Raw genomic sequence first — 17,633 nt, forward strand, 5'->3', positions numbered from 1 at the left:
AATGACAAAGGACTAATAACTAATGACCATTGACTAAAATCCAGGAAGCTCCAGTCCACTGGTTAATTCTTCCATCCGTTCCCGCATTGTTGCAGTGGATTTGATGTAAGCGTCTTTCATTGCCACTGTGACGAGATCGGAAAGTACTTCTGCACCTTCTCCTAGGGCATCTGGAGAAATTTCCACTCGCTTGGGTTCTTGGTTACCACTGACAATAACCTTGACCAGACCACCGCCAGACTCTCCTAGAATTTCCATTTGCTCCAATTCATCTTGGAGTCGCTTTGCGCCTTCTTGAACTTGCTGCGCTTTTTTAAAAGCTTCGGCCAGTTCTTTCATTTTTCCCAAGCCAAAGCCAAATCCCTGTCCTTTTCCTGTCATAATTGATTATTCGCCTGTGCGCTGAATGACAAATCAAATTTAATTATAGATGCGGTGGTTGACACTCCCCGCTTTAAAGAGACGAGGATTCTTGCTTCAAAGGGATTCCAACGAATTTACCCGCGAATGAGGCGCCGCTGGGCTAACAGCAAGCATCTTAACCTGATGTCCCCATGTTAAAAAGGAAAATAAAGGGGATTTGAATCCCCCGTGTCGCATTTCATCCCTGGTCTAAAGACACAGGGGCTCTCATGCTCCCGCTTACTTCCTTGTAATTAGTAATTGGTAAACTCTTGATCTAGTTCTCAGCCCCTAATCACTAGTCCCTTTCAACAAGCAGCTTGAAACTCACCGATCATTTTGACTTCTGGTTCTAACCAAATTGACCAACGTTCTTGTACTTGGTATTGGATGTGACGAATGAGACAAAAAATATCGCTGGCTTTAGCCCCTCCACGATTAACAATAAAATTGGCATGAAGTTGTGCTACTTGCGCTCCGCCAATTTGGTAGCCTTTTAGACCAGTTTGTTCAATTAACCACCCAGCAGCGTAAGGTGTGGGATTACGAAACACACTGCCACAACTGGGGAAGTTATAGGGTTGGGTAGACAGGCGATGCTGCTTGTTTTCCTTGGTTGCTGCTACAACCTTTACAGGATCAGCACCTGGTTGAAGTTGTAAAGTAGCTTGAGTGACTATGCGTTGGCCACCTTGTAGTAATGAACTCCGGTATTGGTAACCTAATTGGTCGGGGGTGATAGTTTCCACTGTACCTTCGGCTGAAAGCAGTTGGGCGCTGACTAACATATCTGCAATACAGCTATTATGTGCCCCTGCATTCATCACCACAGCTCCACCAACGGTTCCAGGGATACCAACAGCCCATTCCAATCCTTCCCACCCCAGATCCGCTGCGTACCATGCCAAACCAGGTATAGATTCTCCCGCAGCAACGGTTAATTGACCTGTTTGGGGATCGAAATAGTTAGAGCGGAGATGACGGGTAGCGATAACTAAGCCCGGTATACCCCGATCACTTACCAATAAATTAGAACCTGCCCCTAGTATTGTTACTTTTAAATCTTGTTCTTTTGCATACTTAAGGCTTGCTTGTAGCGCTTCTAAGTTTCGGGGGGCAACGTACCATTCAGCTGCGCCCCCAACCCTATAGGAAGTAAACGCTGACAAGGAAGCTTGGGACTTAATCACACAATCAGTTTTTGGTAAGTAAATTATTTCACTATCGACCGAATTAGCTGTTTCCTGTTTCTTTGTAGTCAAAGCAGAAACTGTGCAAAGGTTTCCAGCTGCCTGGGAGGTTGTCATCTTTACTTCAAATGATGAATTTTTTACTTTTATATACCGTTTAAATACGGTAATATCATTAACTAATGGAAGCATTGCTAGATGGGTAATTTGGTCAGAAACGAAACCTAGCAAGTCTCGTTAACTTAGGATGTAGCTTTAGCTGGCTCGCGCAGTGTTGCCATGACTTCAGGAATCACCTGATTCAAATTTCCGGCTCCCAGAAACAGGGCTAAATCTCCAGGACGCAGTGTTTGCGACAAGAACTCGCACACTGAGGATAAAGTTGGTTGATAAACTACCTGGGAGTGCTGTTTAGCTATTTCTGCCGCCAGTTGTTCACCACTAACCTGCCCTAAATCAGGTTCGCCTGCACTGTAAATGTCAGTCAGTACGACCAAATCAGCATGAGTAAAGGACTCGGCAAATTCTTCTAAAAAGGTAAGTGTGCGGCTGTAGCGATGGGGTTGGAAAATGGCAACTACTCTTTGCCCTGGTCTGGTTTGAAGGCGTGCTGCGGCGAGAGTAGCGCGAATTTCACTGGGGTGATGAGCGTAGTCATCGATGAAGGTAATACCATCGACTTCACCCCGAAACTCAAAGCGGCGTCTTGCGCCTTCAAAGGTGGCAATACCTTTGGCGATCGCTCCAAATTCTAAACCAAGGGCGCGTCCCACAGCCACGGCTGCTAGGGCGTTGCTCAGGTTGTGCCGACTCAGCAACCGCAAATTCAACACACCTAAAGCTTTGCCTCGTTCCCAAACAAGAGCTGTTGTGCCATCAGCGCGATAGTCAACATTGCTAACTGTGTAGTCAGCCTCTGTATCTGGATATAAGCTGTAGGTAATTGTTGGTTGCAGGCGATCGCGCACTGTATTACAATCAATACTACCAACTAAAATTTTGCATCCTTGGGCAAATTTTTGGAAGATGTCAACGACTTCCTCTAATGTCTGGTAATGGTCGGGATGATCCAGTTCAATATTAGTAATAATGCCAATCTCTGGGGCGTGTTTCACCAGGGAACCATCTGATTCATCTGCCTCCGCTACTAGATATTGACTTTCTCCGAGTCGCGCATTGCCAGACCAAGCATTTACTTCACCACCAACCAAAATTGTTGGGTCTAGACCAGCCTGGAGTAGCATATAACCAATCATGCTACTAGTTGTAGTTTTGCCGTGGGTTCCTGCTACGGCAATGCTGTAGTAATCAGCAATTAAAGCAGCTAGTACATCTGAACGATGTAAAATTGGGCAGCCTAATTCTAGGGCTGCTGTATATTCGCAATTATTTGTGTTAATAGCTGTTGAACAAATTACTTGGGGCATTACTGACTTGTCCCCAGTTAATTTCTCCTGTGAGTTTAATACTCCATTAGCTGATACCTGAGGAAGAAAGAATTTCAAATTGCTTGCTTCTTGTGTACCAAAAATATGAGCTCCGATAGATTCCAACTTTCGTGTCATGTGGTTTGGACGCAAATCCGAACCGGATACTGGTAATTGACGTTTTGCCAAAACATAAGCCAGGGCGGACATCCCAATACCGCCAATCCCAATGAAATGAAATGGTCTACCGCTAAAATCTATAGAATTACTCATTGCTTGCTCCTCTTATACCACACCACACCATAATCACAAATGACACGCGTATCATAACAGGATTTTGATTTTTACCGATACATCTCCTGCATTATTCTCATATCTGATGAATGACTGATTTTTTTGTGCTGGTTTTGCTTGTTCAAAAAGATTTTACCTCTGTGGGAGGTTTTTTCTATTTCTGACCTGTTTTTATGATTATTCTGAAAGTTATTGCCGCATCGGGAAAAAAATTCTTGTAATGTCAAATACATATTTTTGGTCACCTTACTGGTAATGCCGACAATAGTACATTGGTAGTGAAACTGATTTTAAATTGCATAAAGTCTAGCCGTGAATTGACTACAATAGTACATTGGTAGTGAAACTATTTTTCAATTGCATAGAGAGCTATGGCTTGACTGGATGCAGCAGCTAGCAATTTTTGGTGGCACATTCGATCCAATTCATTGGGGACACTTACTCGTAGCCGAGACAGCGTTGCATCAAGTACCCCTAGAACAGGTCATTTGGGTACCATCCCTCAATCCTCCTCATAAACAAGCGGCTTTGTTTAAGCATCGGGTGGCAATGCTAAAACTAGCCATAGAAAATAACCCAGCGTTTAAAATCTCACTAATTGAGAGCAAACGCTTTGGAATTTCCTATGCCATCAACACCCTGATCGACTTATCTGCTTTGCACCCAAATACTCACTGGTACTGGATTATTGGTTTAGATGCTTTCCAAACCTTACCCCGTTGGTACCGTGGAAACGAACTAGCACCAATGTGTGATTGGTTAATCGCACCCCGACTGCTAGGTGGTGAGACTATAGCTCAAAGTGAGTTAATCTGCAAGCAAGTGGAGAAAAAACTGAGGGAGCAGTCATTTACCATTAACTGGCAACTCCTAGATATACCCTTAGTAGGTGTTTCGTCAAGTCTAATCCGCAAGCTTTGCCGCGAAGGCCAGTCGATTCGTTATTTACTGACGGAACCGGTCAGATGGTACATTGCCGAACACAACCTCTACTGCAACAATTCTGAATAAATTGTGTTTTTTTTTTTTGATCTAACACTTTAAGGTTAAAAGTACTCCCCCCCTTTGCGATATGATTGGGGTCAACGATATCAACTTATAAGCATAAATACAGAGGGCAAGACACTGTGATTAGAGTTGCAATCAACGGTTTCGGGCGCATTGGACGTAACTTTGCACGCTGCTGGGTGGGAAGAGAGAATAGCAATATCGACCTTGTTGCTATCAATGACACATCAGACCCTAGAACTAATGCTCACCTGCTGAGATATGACTCAATGCTAGGTAAGTTAAAAAATGCTGACATTAGCGCTGATGATAACTCAATCACCGTTAACGGCAAGACAATTAAGTGCGTATCTGATCGCAACCCAGAAAACTTGCCCTGGAAAGAGTGGGGAATTGACCTGATTATTGAAGCAACTGGTGTTTTTACTAGCAAAGAAGGAGCGCTCAAGCATGTTAATGCTGGAGCCAAGAAGGTACTGATCACCGCTCCTGGTAAAAATGAAGATGGCACATTTGTCATGGGTGTGAATCATCACGACTATGACCACAACATACACAACATCATCAGTAACGCCAGCTGTACCACCAACTGCTTGGCTCCTATTGCCAAGGTGTTGAATGATAAATTTGGCATTATCAAAGGTACGATGACTACCACCCACAGCTACACTGGTGACCAGCGTTTATTAGACGCTTCTCACCGTGATTTGCGCCGGGCGAGGGCAGCAGCGATTAACATTGTACCCACCTCCACCGGTGCGGCAAAGGCAGTAGCCTTGGTGATTCCAGACCTCAAAGGAAAGCTAAATGGGGTTGCTTTGCGTGTACCCACCCCGAACGTTTCAATGGTAGATTTCGTGGTTCAGGTTGAGAAGCGTACTATTACCGAAGAAGTTAACCAAGCCCTAAAATCTGCTGCTGAAGGTGAACTCAAAGGGATTTTGGATTACAGCGAACTAGAGCTAGTATCATCCGATTATCAAGGTTGTGACGCTTCTTCGATTGTTGATGCCAGCTTAACTTTGGTCATGGGTAATGACATGGTAAAAGTCATGGCGTGGTATGACAACGAGTGGGGTTATAGCCAACGAGTTCTAGATTTGGCAGAATTAGTAGCCGTGAAGTGGGCTTAATGTTTAGTCATTAGTCATTAGTCATTAGTCATTGGTCATTAGTAAAAAATTAACAACTGACTACTGACTAATAACAAAAATGTTGAAATCCCTGGCTAAGACTCAGCACTTTGTCGGGGAATTTATCGTGTTCATCGTGCAATATTACTGTTGACCCTGGTGTAATTGTGCCCACAATTGCTGCGCCTTGACCCAGTTTTTGCACTAAATCAGATGCTGGTTCTTTTGGTAAGCACAGCACTAATTCAAAGTCTTCGCCACCATATAGGGCATATTCTAGGGCTTCCTCTTTTGTCAACCAGTGGTCAAAGGCTGTTGCTAAAGGAATTTGCCTACTTTCTAAGATAGCACCGACACCACTGGCGCGGCAGATTTGCACCACAGCGTCTGCTAAACCGTCGCTGCTATCCATTCCAGCAACGGCAATGGGGCACTTGTATGATAGAGTTTTCCACAAAATGGGTAGGACATCTAAACGTGGGTTGGGGCGCTGATGTGCTTTGATGAGAGACTGCTTTTCTTCAGGGTTGAGGTTTTGTCCTAATTCGGGATGCAACAGTAATTCTAGACCTGCACGGGAGGCTCCGTGGATACCTGTGACAACGATCGCCTGACCCACAGTTGCAGCAGAGCGGCGGATAATCAAATTAGGGGTAGCTTGACCGAAAGCTGTGATTGCTAGAGTAATGATAGGCGATCGCACAATATCACCGCCGACAATTGAGGCATTGTACTGATGCAGGCATTCTGTCATTCCTTGGTACAAGCGCTCAACCCAACTCACCCTAACCTCTCCAGGGAGTCCTAGTCCAACAGTAATGCCTATGGGATTGGCACCCATTGCCGCCAAATCTGATAAATTAGCAGCAACAGCTCGCCAACCAGCGTCTTCTGGGGAAGTAGTGACATTACTAAAATGCACACCGTCAATCAGCATATCTGTAGTAACTACCAAAGATTTCTCCGGTGCTGTTAACAGCACCGCTGCATCATCTCCAATAATTTCTGGAGGACAAAAGCGCTGCAATCTTTCTAAAAGACCTTGTTCACCAATATCTTTAACTTGCAGAGAAGATAACTCACTATTCACAGTTCTCAGCTTTATAAAATTACTTTAAAGGTGATGATAATTGAATATTTTAGTTGTGCAACAATGCTAAAGTTTTAGACTTTAGATTTTAGAATCAATCCAAAATCTAAAATCTAAAATCCAAAATTGATTATGCTGCTTGGGGCTGGACTAAATTTTCTATTCCTTGAACGACGGTTGCCGATTCAATTTTGTCCCCAGCTTTGAGTTTATCCAAAACTTCTCTGCCTTCGGTGAGATAACCAAAAACGGCATAGCGACCATCCAACAAATTACGTCCTGCTGGGGTCAATTCTGGCTCAAAGAGGAAGAAGAAAAATTGTGAAGAACCCCCATTCGGTTCGCTTTCGGGACGGGCCATCACCACTGCACCGAAAGAAGAAAAAGGTAGAACTGGCATATCTAAGTAACGACCAGCTTCTTCTAGAGTAATGCCGTAGGTGGGTTCTTTGTCACCTTCGGCCAATATTTCTAAGGGAATGGCCCGATATTTGCCTGTGCTGGGGTCAATAAAACCTGCATCTTCTCCTGGTGGGTCTCCAGTTTGCACAAAGTAAGATTCTTCAGAACGGGTAAATTCTAAGCCATTATAAAAACCTCGTTGCACCAAATCCACAAAGTTACCAGCAGTTACAGGGGCGCTGTAGCCGTCCACCACCAAGGTAAGATTGCCTTTGTTGGTTTTCATTTCTATAGTGGCACGACCTTTAAGCTGGGGCAGATTACTGAATTGGGCAGGTACTTCAAAGGGAAATCCCTTGACCATTGACTCTTCTAGCAGAGTCACGAGATTTAGTACTTTTGCTCGACCTTGGAGAATTTGTTCTTTATCTTTGGCTTTCACCGACTCTTGCAGTAAATCCACGCCAGATTTTAACTCAGCTAGCCAAGCTTCGGCTTGGGGTTGGCGTTCTTCGGGTACGCTTGCTAAGATATGTTCGGGTTTATCGAGAATCCGCGATGCTTTGCTGAGGTCTTTGGAGATCGCACCAAAGCGCCGATTTGCCCGCAGTTGGTTAGAAATGTCTTCTAAACTGGCTTGCAGTTGCCGTACAGGTTGATTGTTTATCGGGAGTGCATACCGCAACAAAGCTTTGCCGTCGGTAATTGCGTTTCCAGCTGGTAGAGCGGCGTTACTGAATGGAGTCCACCCAGCTGTACTTATGCCTAAAAATATTGTTACCAGCAGTATTGCCATTAGGCTGTTTTTCAGCCAGGACTTAAATGAGTTAAACATGGGATAGATCAAAAGCAGCATCAAATTGTTGAGAAGGAAGTAACCCATTTATAATCTTCCCACAGTAAGAGTGCTGTTAGCGTAGCCCGTGCTGAGTACTGAGTGCTGAATCCTTACGTACTGAGTCCTAAGTCTAATAACTAATGACCTGTTTGACCAATGACTAATGACTAATGAGTACCCTAGAAGGGTACAATAAATGCCGATTGTCTTCCAAAAATTGAAAGTTTCATGATCTCTAGTAACGACTTTCGACCCGGTGTCTCCATTGTCTTAGATGGATCTGTATGGCGAGTAATAGATTTCCTCCACGTTAAGCCAGGGAAAGGTTCTGCTTTTGTGCGAACAACACTAAAAAATGTCCAGAGTGGGAAAGTACTCGAAAAAACTTTCCGGGCTGGGGAAACTGTGCCGCAAGCCAATCTGGAAAAAATTACGATGCAGCATACCTATAAAGAGGGCGAAGAGTTGGTCTTTATGGATATGGAAACCTACGAAGAAGGCAGATTGACCGTAGCGGAAATTGGCGATCGCGTAAAATACCTGAAAGAAGGTATGGAAGTCAACGTGATTCGTTGGGGTGAGCAAGTTCTAGAAGTGGAATTGCCCAACTCCGTGGTTCTGGAAATCGTGCAAACAGATCCTGGCGTAAAAGGTGACACAGCAACAGGTGGTACTAAACCAGCAATTGTGGAAACTGGGGCAACTATTATGGTTCCCTTATTTGTTTCCCAAGGAGAACGTATCAAAATTGATACGCGTGAAGATAAATACTTAGGCAGGGAGTAACTTTCATCTCGACAGAGATGCTTGATTGTGATTTCAATCCCTTGTCTAGAGGGATTAAATCCCTGCCACACTTCAAATTCTCACTTTATGGATAGGTCGAGGTAAAAAAACTGTGCCATTGGACTTTAATGAAATCCGCCAGCTACTGGTAACTATTGCCCAAACAGATATTGCCGAAGTAACGCTCAAAAGCGATGACTTTGAGCTAACAGTGCGTAAGGCTGTAAACGTCAGCAATCATTTGCTATCGGTAGGTCAAGCAGCCTTAAGCAGTGTAGTTAGTTCGGGAACACCTACAGGCCACCAGACGCTATCCACGCCGTTAACAGAAACGCCGACAGGTCGCGCCTTTGATAATGCCGCCTTGTCAGTTAATGCCCCCTCTGCAAGATTAGTAGAGGTGCTGTCCCCAATGGTGGGAACATTTTATCGCGCACCAGCGCCGGGTGAGGCGGCATTTGTGGAAGTGGGCGATCGCGTTCGTAGTGGTCAAACAGTTTGTATCATTGAAGCCATGAAGCTAATGAACGAAATCGAAGCTGAAGTTTCAGGACAAGTGATGGAAATTTTGGTGCCAAATGGCGAATCTGTAGAATATGGTCAGCCTTTAATGCGAATTAACCCTGATTAAGTATTAATCTAGATATCAAATGAGTCATTGTTAACACTCTCCGTTCTTGTGGGTCAATCCTGATGAAACAAGCGTTGCCTGTACCACCAGAAGTGGTGCAACAAGTAGCTGAATACTTCAGCCTGTTAAGTGAGCCGATGCGCCTGCGGCTATTGCACTTACTGAAGGATGAAGAAAAATGCGTGCAAGAGTTGGTAGAGGCAACACAGACGTCTCAGGCAAATGTGTCTAAGCATCTGAAAGTAATGTGGCAAGCAGGCATCCTTAGCCGCCGCAGTGAAGGAACTTGCGCTTACTACCGGGTGGAAGATGAAATGATCTTTGATTTATGCAATCGGGTTTGCGATCGCCTGGCCGCCAGGTTAGAACAGCAAGCCCGTAGCTTTCGTGTGTTAAACAGCAAAATCTAAGTCAGTTGTCAGCTGCAAAGAAAACCGATTGACCACTGACTACTGACTAATGACTAAAGTGGATAGTTTTCCTTAAAGCTTTCACGAGTCAGTGGCTGTTCGAGTTCCACACCTTCGCCGCCTAAAACATCCAACTGCTTGCCGTTCACCTCAATGTACACCTTGGCATTGGGATTTAAAGTTGTTGCAGTGTAGACAACTTGTCCCACGCGACCCATCATTGAGGTACTACCTCCTCCACTGGTAAAATCTTCAGATAAATTAACGTGGATCTCATCATTATCCATTTTCAGCCCCAGTAGTTTGGTGTCTTTAGGGATGGTTGTTGATTCTGTCCCTTCTGTGGGGCCTGCTAACAAAGCTTGGAAAGCTGCTTCTAAAGCTTGGTTTGGTTGGGTTGCGGCAATTTTCACTGGCTGGGGAACCAAATCAACGCCCTTTTCCGTTGGTTTGAGCCAATAGATATTAGCTGTTTGCTGATTACTTGGTGGCGTTGGTAATACCTGTACCGGCTGCTTGATAGTTTGAGAGGGATTTGACGTTAATGGTGCAGGAGTATTACCAGATTGCGAAGCAACCCAAGCCGCGCCGCCACCTACCGCTACAACCGCAGCTGAGACTGCTGCTATCACTCCTGAAGAAATACGGTTAGATCCTTGTTGGTCTTTCATAATGCAAAACCTGCTTGACTGAGGGCTGAAATGGTATTTTTTATGAGGAGCAGCCTGGTTAAAGACGATACTGACGAGGGGAGAGTTTCCGAAAACCTAAAGATGCCTTGATCAACAAAAATGTTGCTAAGTTGAATGTTGCCTGTTTAATACCAATTTTGGTTTTTAAATTAGGAATCCTCTTAGTTAAGCTATTTCAGCAATTTGTAATTCCGCTCTCATAGTCACTTTATCTCATCTTTAATTTTAGGTTGACAGTTCTAGTCCGTCACCTAAACCTGCATGTAAATATAATCGTTTCTTGAAATACGGATACTAAAACGGTGGATGGGAAGATATTTAATACTCTGCATCCTCATTGCTGGTCAAATTAAATATCCAGATATCTGGTGTATCTAAACCTTTGCGTACCACTGGGTTTAATTTATATCCTTGCTGCTTGAATCTACTCCTTTAATATATTAATCACTTCCTCAATGGCGATTTCCTGAAATTAGTGCTGGGATTTCTATAAAACTTAGATACCCGACTTCTTTAAGAAGTCGGGTATCTGAATATTTCAATTTTACAGCGTTTACAAGAGTTAGAAAAACAATTGCGGGATGCGGGAATCGGAGATTAAGAATCTAGGATTAAGACAACTCTTGTGCAGCTGATATAGCTTCTTGATAGAGTCGTGAACTAATGTGTTTACCTTCGGAGATTAAATCATCTAAAACATCTTTGACTCTGGGAATTAAACCTTGTTGTTTGGCTACTAATAAAATGCCAATTGTTCCAATAATTTTTAAGTTTCGAGATAAAGCAACTCGTCTAGCATCCAAGTCATCCATTAATAATTGATCAGCTGCCAACTCTTCAGCAATAATCATTGCAGTGCATTCACCTGAACCTAGACTCGTTGCTTTTTTTAGATTAGATAGTTTTTCTAAATTCCTAACTGATATTATCTCTATCCAATCTGCTGATTTGACTAAATTAACTGCTGGATGAGTTCCTGTTGTTACTTCATTATAAACTTCTTGCGGAATAATAACTTTACTAAAAATATCCCGCAGTAAATTGAGTTGTCCAACTTTTGCTAATTCACTTAAAGGTGTGGTATCAGAGACAATAATCACTTTTTATACTGGCTTAACATTTCTAATGTTTGAGTTACTTCTTGCTGTAATTCTTCCTTGGTTTGTGTGGGGAAGGGAGAGATTTTATAGCTATCCATTAAATCAGAAAGTTGCCACCGTTCAATTTCTAATAATTCTGCTGCACGTCCAGCACTAATATCTCCATGACGTAATAATGTCATGATGTATGCTTCTTTGGCTTTTTTCTCAGCTTCTAGACGATGAATTTCTGGGACTTCTGGTAAAATAAGGGTAAATTTGATTTCTGTTGTAGCCATTTTATTTTACCATTCCTAAGTTTAGAAAGTGTTGGGTTTCCTTCTTGCGTCAGTTTAATCTATAGCGATTCTAAATTTTTTATTTGCTTATATTTTTCAAGATTTACCAAATTTTACTAATACAGATATTAATAAACTAACTATGGCAGGCAAGATGCCTGCCCTACAAGGGTTTTATTTTAGCCCTCTGTCGCTTCTTTAACCCACTGTTTGAGGGTATTTACTACGTCATCAATGGCAATTTCTTGAGCTTCGCGGGTAGCGCGTTTGACAACTTCTACCTTGCCATTAGCGATCGCTCTCCCTGTGACTATTCTAAAGGGAATGCCAATTAAATCCGCATCTTTAAATTTTACCCCTGCCCGTTCGTCGCGGTCATCTAGCAGAGTTTCTACACCGGCTTGATTTAGTTCTGTGTAGAGTTTTTGGGCTACTTCGAGTTGTTGCGCGTCCTTTATGTTGGGAATGGTGACGATCGCATGATAAGGTGCGATCGCCACTGGCCAGATAATCCCATCTTTATCGTAAGATTGCTCTACAGCCGATTGCGCCAAGCGGGACACACCCACACCATAGCAACCCATAAATAAAGGCTTCTCTTCACCCTGTTCATTGGTATAAGTTGCACCCATCGCTTCGGAGTACTTTGTGCCCAATTGGAAAATGTGACCGGCTTCAATTCCCCTAGCGCTTTGTAGGGTTTGTTCTGGGTTGTGGAGAGAGCGATCGCCTGGTCTTGCTTTCCGAATATCTACTATGGTGGGAGGTAACTTAAACTGCTCACCCCAATTAGCACCAACTGAGTGAAAACCAGATTCATTTGCACCGGTGACAAAATTCTTTAACTCCACGGCTGTTTTATCCACCAACCGCACAAACTGGGAATGTACCGTTTTACTACCAGCGATATAGTCATCAGCGATATCGGTTGCAATGTAGCCTAAAGGTAGAGATTTCGCCGCCCAGGTTTGTTGCGCTTCTTCATTGGGTACAGTTAAAGAGATAATAGTTTTAGCACCGAATTGAGGAGCGAGTTTGGTCAATTCATTTTGCAACTTGACCTCATTAACTTCTTGATCCCCTCGGATGCTCACCAAAACCAACACCGTCAACCCATTATCATAAACAGTCTGGTAAAGGACATTTTTGACAACTTGGGTAGGAGAACAACTGAGTAATTTACACAACTTCTCAATTGTGTCAGTTCCCGGTGTTGGCTGTTTTTGGTAAGTTGTAAATATTGAAGTTTCAGCATCAGCAGCAAGAGAAACCGCCTTTTCGACGTTAGCGGCATATTTGCCATCTTCGGTGTAGAGAACTTCATCTTCTCCAGCTTCCGCTAACACCATAAATTCTGTCGAACCAGAACCACCAATTGCACCAGAATCAGCTTCAACTGCACGAAAAGCCAAACCAGAACGCCGCAGCATATTACTGTAGGCTGTGTACATATCCTGGTAAGTTGCTTTCAGGCTTTCTTCATCAGCATGGAAAGAATAACCGTCCTTCATAATAAATTCTCGTCCGCGCATCAAACCAAAGCGGGGACGAATCTCATCGCGGAACTTGGTTTGAATTTGGTAGAGATGCAGCGGTAGTTGACGATATGAGCGAATCATATCACGGGCAACAGTTGTAATTACTTCTTCATGAGTGGGGCCTAATCCTAATTGTTGCTCACGACGGTCAATTAGGGAAAACATAATTCCCTCAGCTTTGGTGTAGGTATCCCAACGTCCCGATTCTTTCCATAATTCAGCCGGTTGTAATTGGGGTAACAAACATTCTTGGGCGCCGGTGGCGTTCATTTCTTCCCGGACAATTTGGGAGACTTTTTGCAGTACCCGCCACATCAGCGGCAGATAAGCATAGATACCGCTACCGATGCGACGGATATAACCTGCACGGAGTAATAATTTATGGCTGGGAATTTCCGCATCAGCAGGATCATCCCGTAGTGTTACAAATAACATTTGTGACAGTCGCATCGTTTTTTCCCTTTCTAGAATTACTAATTTGTCTATCAAGTTTATAAAATACCTGGCGATGAGAAATCGCTAGGGTAGCTTATAGCGGTTTTAGCTTGGATACAATACGCTGTAGGGGCACAGCCAGGGCGAATGGAATTCGCTACACAAACAAAGTCCGCCTCCGCGGACTAAGGAAAAATTAAGGGTTTGAAACCCAGGTCGGTGGCCCTCCCTTTGGGAAGCCGCTACGCGTCTTGCCTGTGTAGACGCGGTTTCTAACCGCCCTTTTAACTACGAATGATCTGTATTGCACACAAATAAACACTGCAATAAAAAAACTCTATAAACATTTTCATTGTTCAGTCTAAACTGTCTCATCGCAACTTCAGGCGTAAACTACCTTGACCGATATGATTTATCAAGCACAACCACCCCTAGAGTTTATCCCGCCGGCGTTTAATCCGTTATTTCTCCGATTTTTTCATCTGTTGTTACCGAACTTGATCCGCTGGCAAACACCTATCAGCGAAATTGAAGCAGATAACGTCGAAGAGTTGGTGGATCTTTATCGCCAGTTTCAGGAAGGTAAAATCCGCTTTATGCTGGCTTTTCGCCACCCGAAAACGGATGATCCATTTGCTTTAACCTACTTGTCTTCGCAACTCGTACCCAAGATAGCGCGATCGCAAGGTATAACGCTACAGTCTCCGATTCATGCTCATTTTATCTACGATCGCGGAATTCCTCTATGGGCGGGTAGCTATGTCGGCTGGGTGGCTTCTCGTTTAGGTGGTACTCCCATTCAGCGGGGTAAGGCTGACTGGGCGGGGTTACGTTCAGCGCGGGATTTGTTTGCTAATGGCAAATTCCCGATGGCTGCGGCGCCAGAAGGTGCAACTAATGGTTTATCGGAGATTATCAGCCCTTTAGAACCGGGAATCGCCCAAATGGGTTTTTGGTGCGCTGAGGATTTGCTGAAGGCTGGACGCTCTGAGCAGGTTTTAATTGTACCAGTTGGGATTAAATATAGTTATGTGGATGCGCCTTGGGATGCGATCGCCAATTTGTTAAGCGAATTAGAAGCCGCTAGTGGTTTACCTCTGAATCAAGGTAATGTCGCTTCTGTGGAGTCCCTTTATCCTCGGCTGTTGACTTTGGCAGAACATTTATTATCTTTGATGGAGCAATTTTACACCCGTTTCTATCATCAAAAACTGCCAGATGCCAAGATTACAGATAAGGAAATTACAGATAGAAATGAAGCCCTCTCACATCGATTACAAGCTGTAATGAATGTAGCGTTATTTATTTCAGAGCAGTATTTTGATTTATCATCAAGAGGTAATTGGACTGACCGTTGTCGGCGGGTAGAACAAGCGGGATGGAATTATATATTTAGAGAAGAGTTTAAGGATATTACAGCATTATCGCCCATTGAGAAAGCTTTAGGCGATCGCATAGCTGAAGAAGCAAATTCTCGAATGTGGCACATGAGGTTGGTAGAAAGTTTTGTGGCGGTTTCTACTAGTTACATCCTCGAAAAACCAACGGTAGAAAGGTTCGCTGAAACAACTTTAATTTTATGGAATATGGTAGCCAAAATCAAGGGTAATTATCCTTCCCCGCGTCCGCAATTGGGTAAGCAAAAAGTAAAAATTACTGTGGGAAAACCGTTATCTGTTTCTGACCGGTTTCCGGGTTACAAAACTAATCGCGTCGGTGCAAAGCAAGCTGTTGCTGAGTTAACAAATGATTTACAGCAAGCCTTGGAGGGAATGATTACCAAGGGATGATAAGGACGAAATATTAATAATTAGCTTAACCTGTTAATTGCTACCTAAGTCATTGTATAATTTATAAGTTTTAACCCTATCTACTAAAAGGTTATAAAACTTAATTGACTACCATTGGCAGTTATCAGGTAAAAGTCCTAATCCAATCAGCATCTGAGGAAACTGCTTTGATTTCTCCAGCTAGCGCAGATGATATGCCCACGAATTGGTCTTGTAACTGGGTAAATTTTTGGCGAAATATGGATTTTGAGTGTCAAAACATAGTCAAAATCGTATATGACGGTCAAATTTGGGGATTAGTGCATTACAGTTTGTATCCATATTTTTATCCCGTTCCTGCTCCTCCCAGATTTATAGAAATAGCACATATAGAAGCCCACCCTACCAGTCGAGGCAAGGAGACAGAACGGTTCATAGAACCAATTGGCAAATGGTTAATATGGTATGCAACAAAGGTTGCTTTTGAGTTTTGTCAAACAGAAGCTGACGAGCCGCTAGTTATCCTAGAAGCTTTCGATACTGCTGTGTCATACTATAGAGACAAGGTTCAGATGGAGTATCTTGGTTTCTCACTTAGCACTCCTGGAGAAGATTTATATGGCTTCAGATTCTCACGAACAGCAGCAGCAGAATTCTGTCAGCGACACGAAAGCCAATTGGGAGGAGCAAAGCTATATGAACAGTGATGAAATCAGAGCAGGGTCAAGGGAGATGATGACTCATGCCCAAAGGCAAGCTTTTTTAAAAACATCTTCTTTGGGAAAACTATTCGGAGTTGCACATTTGTTGCCTGAAGTTACGGAGGTAAAAGAAGAGATACCAAAATATTTATCACACCTGAAGCGAGTACGGGGACTATTTAAAGATGGGGAACTAAAAAATGATCAGCATTATTCTAAAAGATTTCGCAATCTGGTTGATATGCGGATGAATCACCCTGGAAACACTTTAGATAAATCCAGAAATAAATCAGGGAAAGATGGGAGATTAACAAATTCATTAGGCAGAAAAATCAACTTGCGACGATAACCAAATTTAGCTTGGGAATCTTGATAAGGTTCGCTGTAACACTCTAGACAATTATTTAATAAATTAAATATCCAATAATCAGAAATATCTGCTTCTGCATAAAGAGGTAATTTCACCTCTTGGTCATATTTTAAAGAGGAATCTGCAATTTCAATTAAAACTAAGATATCAGCAGGGCTGGGATCATTTGCCAGATAGTCATCAGGATGATTTGGCACAATCGCCAAATCAGGTTCTGGTTCACTGTTGTCAGAAATAATAATTGGTTCTTGTCCTCTAAGAGTCGCCTTTTCTGCAACTATTTTGAATAGCTCTCGATACAACCGAGTATTGCAAACAGAATGCGGTTTACCTTTTGCAGCCATCTGAATTATTTCACCCTTAATTAGCTCAACTCGGTCATTCTCCCCAAAGAAGCCGAGTTCTGCTAGACGGTGATATTCAGCTATAGTGAAGCGTTTAGCAGTGACTACAGTCATAAAAACTACGGGAGTACAGAGCTATTGATATTTTAACTCTTTACTCAAAATTTAAGTAAATAGACCACGCGGTAGGGGCACAGCAATGCTGTACCCCTACTGTAAATAATGCATATTTAATTTTTACTGCTAGGTCTATTGAGTGAGGTGATTTTCTAGCAAAGATGCGATCGCCGCTGGTTGAAGCTTCTTGTACTCCTTTTTACCAATGGTTAAAAAGCAGTTAGGGGCGCTGCTGCAACGTTTTTGGCAATCGGTATGCTCAATTGTGACTTTGTCCAACAAACCGCGATCGCACAAAGTCTTCTCTAATTCTGATAATAACCCCTTACCACCCCGCTTGAGGCAACCAGATTTTTGACATACCATAATCTTGGCTTTAGGTTGGGGTGCTAGATTGTCAACTGGACAAAAGCCAATTTGATTTACCCGCGAAACTTTGAGTTTAATTTTACCTGTCCGTGGGTTTAACTTACAAATACCACAAACGCTAACTTGCTCACCAGAAACCAAAGATAAACCTAGAGACAAGCGTAACTCTTTAGGCAATTTAATTAGCACATTTCCCGATGAAATCGCCAATTGCAAGTATTTATATTTTCCAGGCTTATCTCCCACAAAACCGAGAAACTGCCCCTCGATGTTCAACTCCGATAACGTCAAGTATTTTTCACCCATGTT

At 43.1% G+C, this 17,633-nt stretch carries 18 protein-coding genes; 7 read left to right on the forward strand and 11 right to left on the reverse strand.

What is annotated here, in order from left to right:
- Nucleotides 1–33 precede the first annotated feature (33 nt).
- From H6G32_RS07250 to murC, 3 genes are all read right to left on the reverse strand, one after another.
- The gene (locus tag H6G32_RS07250) at nt 34–381 is read right to left on the reverse strand and encodes a YbaB/EbfC family nucleoid-associated protein (RefSeq protein WP_190456587.1); all 348 of its coding nucleotides are present in this window, start codon (nt 379–381) and stop codon (nt 34–36) included.
- A gap of 329 nt (nt 382–710) precedes the next feature.
- Nucleotides 711–1,709 carry a UDP-N-acetylmuramate dehydrogenase gene (gene murB, locus H6G32_RS07255; RefSeq protein WP_190456588.1) on the reverse strand — a complete coding sequence of 333 codons (999 nt, stop codon included), beginning with the start codon at nt 1,707–1,709 and terminating at the stop codon, nt 711–713.
- Nucleotides 1,710–1,834: 125 nt separating this feature from the next.
- The gene (gene murC / locus H6G32_RS07260; RefSeq protein ID WP_190456589.1) at nt 1,835–3,292 is read right to left on the reverse strand and encodes a UDP-N-acetylmuramate--L-alanine ligase; all 1,458 of its coding nucleotides are present in this window, start codon (nt 3,290–3,292) and stop codon (nt 1,835–1,837) included.
- Between the two features lie 405 nt (nt 3,293–3,697).
- Here murC and nadD point away from each other — a divergent pair, with 405 nt between their 5' ends.
- Together nadD and H6G32_RS07270 are read left to right on the forward strand one after the other, a co-directional pair.
- The gene (gene nadD / locus H6G32_RS07265; RefSeq protein WP_190456590.1) at nt 3,698–4,324 is read left to right on the forward strand and encodes a nicotinate (nicotinamide) nucleotide adenylyltransferase; all 627 of its coding nucleotides are present in this window, start codon (nt 3,698–3,700) and stop codon (nt 4,322–4,324) included.
- Between the two features lie 116 nt (nt 4,325–4,440).
- A complete protein-coding gene (locus H6G32_RS07270; protein ID WP_190456591.1) occupies nt 4,441–5,454 on the forward strand; it encodes a type I glyceraldehyde-3-phosphate dehydrogenase in 1,014 nt (337 codons plus the stop codon).
- A 67-nt stretch (nt 5,455–5,521) separates the two neighbouring features.
- Here the strand turns inward: H6G32_RS07270 and thiL are convergent, their stop codons facing one another.
- Both thiL and H6G32_RS07280 read right to left on the reverse strand, forming a co-directional pair.
- A complete protein-coding gene (gene thiL / locus H6G32_RS07275; RefSeq protein WP_190456592.1) occupies nt 5,522–6,544 on the reverse strand; it encodes a thiamine-phosphate kinase in 1,023 nt (340 codons plus the stop codon).
- 130 nt (nt 6,545–6,674) lie between these two features.
- Nucleotides 6,675–7,802 (reverse strand): peptidylprolyl isomerase, encoded by a 1,128-nt coding sequence (locus H6G32_RS07280; RefSeq protein ID WP_190456773.1) that lies wholly within the window; start codon nt 7,800–7,802, stop codon nt 6,675–6,677.
- Nucleotides 7,803–8,012: 210 nt separating this feature from the next.
- Between H6G32_RS07280 and efp the strand changes: the two genes are divergently transcribed.
- The 3 genes from efp (at nt 8,013) to H6G32_RS07295 (ending at nt 9,611) form a co-directional block, all read left to right on the forward strand.
- Nucleotides 8,013–8,570: an elongation factor P gene (efp, locus tag H6G32_RS07285; RefSeq protein ID WP_190456594.1), complete on the forward strand. Its 558-nt coding sequence runs from the start codon at nt 8,013–8,015 to the stop codon at nt 8,568–8,570.
- A 112-nt stretch (nt 8,571–8,682) separates the two neighbouring features.
- Nucleotides 8,683–9,201 carry an acetyl-CoA carboxylase biotin carboxyl carrier protein gene (gene accB, locus H6G32_RS07290; RefSeq protein WP_190456597.1) on the forward strand — a complete coding sequence of 173 codons (519 nt, stop codon included), beginning with the start codon at nt 8,683–8,685 and terminating at the stop codon, nt 9,199–9,201.
- Nucleotides 9,202–9,263: 62 nt separating this feature from the next.
- Nucleotides 9,264–9,611 (forward strand): ArsR/SmtB family transcription factor, encoded by a 348-nt coding sequence (locus tag H6G32_RS07295; protein WP_190456599.1) that lies wholly within the window; start codon nt 9,264–9,266, stop codon nt 9,609–9,611.
- A gap of 53 nt (nt 9,612–9,664) precedes the next feature.
- Here H6G32_RS07295 and H6G32_RS07300 read toward each other — a convergent pair whose 3' ends face one another.
- From H6G32_RS07300 to proS, 4 genes are all read right to left on the reverse strand, one after another.
- Nucleotides 9,665–10,282 carry a GerMN domain-containing protein gene (locus H6G32_RS07300; protein WP_190456601.1) on the reverse strand — a complete coding sequence of 206 codons (618 nt, stop codon included), beginning with the start codon at nt 10,280–10,282 and terminating at the stop codon, nt 9,665–9,667.
- Nucleotides 10,283–10,914: 632 nt separating this feature from the next.
- Complete coding sequence (locus tag H6G32_RS27245; protein WP_190456603.1) at nt 10,915–11,403, reverse strand: DUF3368 domain-containing protein; 489 nt, start codon at nt 11,401–11,403, stop codon at nt 10,915–10,917.
- Entirely contained in the window at nt 11,400–11,681 is a 282-nt protein-coding gene (locus tag H6G32_RS07310; RefSeq protein WP_190456606.1) for a UPF0175 family protein, read from the reverse strand. Before H6G32_RS07310 ends, H6G32_RS27245 begins: the two co-directional genes overlap by 4 nt.
- 179 nt (nt 11,682–11,860) lie before the next feature.
- Nucleotides 11,861–13,669 carry a proline--tRNA ligase gene (proS, locus tag H6G32_RS07315; RefSeq protein WP_190456607.1) on the reverse strand — a complete coding sequence of 603 codons (1,809 nt, stop codon included), beginning with the start codon at nt 13,667–13,669 and terminating at the stop codon, nt 11,861–11,863.
- A 392-nt stretch (nt 13,670–14,061) separates the two neighbouring features.
- Between proS and H6G32_RS07320 the strand changes: the two genes are divergently transcribed.
- Nucleotides 14,062–15,444 (forward strand): 1-acyl-sn-glycerol-3-phosphate acyltransferase, encoded by a 1,383-nt coding sequence (locus H6G32_RS07320; RefSeq protein ID WP_190456775.1) that lies wholly within the window; start codon nt 14,062–14,064, stop codon nt 15,442–15,444.
- Nucleotides 15,445–15,548: 104 nt separating this feature from the next.
- A complete protein-coding gene (locus tag H6G32_RS07325; RefSeq protein WP_190456608.1) occupies nt 15,549–16,130 on the forward strand; it encodes a hypothetical protein in 582 nt (193 codons plus the stop codon).
- A 246-nt stretch (nt 16,131–16,376) separates the two neighbouring features.
- On the opposite strand, the gene H6G32_RS07330 is transcribed toward H6G32_RS07325, so the two are convergent.
- Nucleotides 16,377–16,952, reverse strand: a complete 576-nt coding sequence (locus H6G32_RS07330; protein WP_190456609.1) for a Uma2 family endonuclease — start codon at nt 16,950–16,952, stop codon at nt 16,377–16,379.
- Nucleotides 16,953–17,087: 135 nt separating this feature from the next.
- On the reverse strand, nt 17,088–17,630 hold the full coding sequence (locus H6G32_RS07335; RefSeq protein ID WP_190456610.1) for a (2Fe-2S) ferredoxin domain-containing protein: 543 nt from the start codon (nt 17,628–17,630) through the stop codon (nt 17,088–17,090).
- Nucleotides 17,631–17,633 lie beyond the last annotated feature (3 nt).

This window comes from Cylindrospermum sp. FACHB-282, assembly GCF_014697195.1.
Lineage (GTDB): Bacteria > Cyanobacteriota > Cyanobacteriia > Cyanobacteriales > Nostocaceae > Cylindrospermum.

Bases quoted from the DNA above. Each gene is read 5' to 3' on its own strand.
- H6G32_RS07250 (WP_190456587.1), bottom strand. From the start codon at position 381: ATGACAGGAAAAGGACAGGGATTTGGCTTTGGCTTGGGAAAAATGAAA.
- murB (WP_190456588.1), bottom strand. From the start codon at position 1,709: ATGACAACCTCCCAGGCAGCTGGAAACCTTTGCACAGTTTCTGCTTTG.
- murC (WP_190456589.1), bottom strand. From the start codon at position 3,292: ATGAGTAATTCTATAGATTTTAGCGGTAGACCATTTCATTTCATTGGG.
- nadD (WP_190456590.1), top strand. From the start codon at position 3,698: ATGCAGCAGCTAGCAATTTTTGGTGGCACATTCGATCCAATTCATTGG.
- H6G32_RS07280 (WP_190456773.1), bottom strand. From the start codon at position 7,802: ATGCTGCTTTTGATCTATCCCATGTTTAACTCATTTAAGTCCTGGCTG.
- efp (WP_190456594.1), top strand. From the start codon at position 8,013: ATGATCTCTAGTAACGACTTTCGACCCGGTGTCTCCATTGTCTTAGAT.
- H6G32_RS07295 (WP_190456599.1), top strand. From the start codon at position 9,264: ATGAAACAAGCGTTGCCTGTACCACCAGAAGTGGTGCAACAAGTAGCT.
- H6G32_RS07300 (WP_190456601.1), bottom strand. From the start codon at position 10,282: ATGAAAGACCAACAAGGATCTAACCGTATTTCTTCAGGAGTGATAGCA.
- H6G32_RS07310 (WP_190456606.1), bottom strand. From the start codon at position 11,681: ATGGCTACAACAGAAATCAAATTTACCCTTATTTTACCAGAAGTCCCA.
- proS (WP_190456607.1), bottom strand. From the start codon at position 13,669: ATGCGACTGTCACAAATGTTATTTGTAACACTACGGGATGATCCTGCT.
- H6G32_RS07320 (WP_190456775.1), top strand. From the start codon at position 14,062: ATGATTTATCAAGCACAACCACCCCTAGAGTTTATCCCGCCGGCGTTT.
- H6G32_RS07330 (WP_190456609.1), bottom strand. From the start codon at position 16,952: ATGACTGTAGTCACTGCTAAACGCTTCACTATAGCTGAATATCACCGT.
- H6G32_RS07335 (WP_190456610.1), bottom strand. From the start codon at position 17,630: ATGGGTGAAAAATACTTGACGTTATCGGAGTTGAACATCGAGGGGCAG.